This is a genomic window from Arthrobacter sp. I3 (assembly GCF_000520575.1).
GTDB lineage: Bacteria > Actinomycetota > Actinomycetes > Actinomycetales > Micrococcaceae > Arthrobacter > Arthrobacter humicola_A.
The window spans coordinates 1-1,889 of record NZ_KI914949.1 but is presented as its reverse complement, the minus strand read 5'-3'; the positions used below and the strand labels follow the sequence as shown (position 1 = coordinate 1,889).

The following is a 1,889-nucleotide window of genomic DNA, read 5'->3' as shown; positions in this document are numbered from 1 at the left end:
CCGCGGCCAAGGACGGGTTTGGAAAATCCAAGCTGCAGTTCACCGCCATCGCTCCGGTGGACGCCAGCGTGGACAAGCTGACCGTCCCCGCCGGGTTCACCTGGCAGCCGGTCATCCGCTGGGGCGACCCGCTCTTCAACGACTCGCCGGCCTTCGACCTGGATCACCAGAGCGCGGCGGCGCAGGCCCGCCAGTTCGGCTATAACAACGACTACACCGACATCCTGCCGATCGATGGCTCCAAGGACCGCCGGGCCGTGCTCTTCACCAACCACGAATACACCAACGAGTCCATCATGCTGCCGGCCGGATTCGACGCCGCCGAGGCCCGCGCGATCGGCCGTGCAGCCCACGGCCTCACGGTGGTCGAGTTGGAGCGTGCGAACAAGAACAAGCCCTGGAGCTACGTCCGGGGCGCCGGGCTGAACCGCCGCTTCCTGACCGACACCACCTACGAGCTCGACGGCCCCGCCGCCGGGTCCCCGCTGCTGAAGACCGCCGCCGACCCCTCCGGCCGGGCCATCCAGGGCACCCTGGGCAACTGCTCCGGCGGCACCACCCCGTGGGGCACGATCCTCTCCGGCGAGGAAAACTTCAACGGCTACTTCGCCGCGCCCGGAACCTCCGACGCCGACAAGCGTTACGGACTGACCAGCAAGCCCACCGCCCGCCAGTGGGAACTCGATGACCCGCGCTTCGACACCCGCAACCCCGGATACCAGAACGAGGCCAACCGCTTCGGCTGGATCGTGGAAGTGGATCCCTTCGATCCCTCCTCCACGCCCCGCAAGCACTCCGCGATGGGCCGCTTCAAGCACGAGGGCGCCAACGTGATCGTCGCCAAGTCCGGCCACGTGGTGGCCTACATGGGCGACGACGAGCGCTTCGACTACCTGTACAAGTTCGTCTCGGCCGGCATCTACCGGCCCGGAAAGACGGCGGAGGACCGCAAGAACAACCTCACGCTGCTCTCGGAAGGCGACCTGTACGTCGCGAAGTTCACCGGCAATTCCCCGGCCGACGGATTCGACGGCGCGGGCGAGCTTCCGGCCGACGGCGCCTTCGACGGCGCCGGTGTTTGGCTGCCCCTCGTGGTGGGCGGCCAGTCCAAGGTGGCCGGAATGTCCGCGGAAGAGGTGCTGGTGTACACCCGGCTTGCCGCCGACAAGGTGGGCCCCACCAAGATGGACCGCTGCGAGGACGTCCAGCCCAGCCCGCACACCGGCAAGGTCTACGTGGTCTGCACCAACAACGCGGACCGCGGCAAGCCCGGCAAGGAAGGGGCCACCGAGGTCAACCCCCGTACTCTCAACCGCGACGGCCACATCGTCGAAATCACCGAGACCGGGGACCAGAGCTCCACAACGTTTGGCTGGAACCTGCTGATGGTCTGCGGCGATCCGGCCAAGAACTCCGCCACCTACTTCGCCGGGTTCCCTGCCAGCCAGGTCTCACCGATCTCCTGCCCGGACAACGTGGCCTTCGATTCCGTGGGCAACCTCTGGATCTCCACCGACGGCGCGCCCTCCAGCATCGGCTACGCCGACGGGCTCTTCAAGGTGACCCTGGACGGTGCCGAACGCGGCAGGGTGGAGCAGTTCCTCGCCGTCCCGCGCGACGCCGAGACGTGCGGCCCGATCATCCACGACGAGGAGCGCACCGTCTTCGTTGCCGTTCAGCACCCGGGCGAGGAAGGCACCTTCGCCGAACAGCATTCGTACTTCCCGGACTACGTCGCGGCCGGCGCCACACCGAAGCCAGGCCAGGTGCGCGCCCCGCGTCCGTCCGTGGTCCAGGTGTTCCGCACCGACGCCTAGCTTCCTGCCGCCACGCTCCCTCACGTTTGGCAGATTTCCTTCCCACGCTCCCTCACGTTTGGCAGGTTTCCT

The 1,889-nt window shown here is 67.7% G+C and carries 1 protein-coding gene; it reads left to right on the top strand.

Annotation, left to right across the window (positions count from 1 at the left end):
* Positions 1 to 1,817, top strand: a 1,817-nt coding sequence (locus Y706_RS26305; RefSeq protein ID WP_043436440.1) for a PhoX family protein, incomplete at its 5' end; no start/stop codon positions are given.
* Between the last annotated feature and the right edge of the window lie 72 nt (positions 1,818 to 1,889).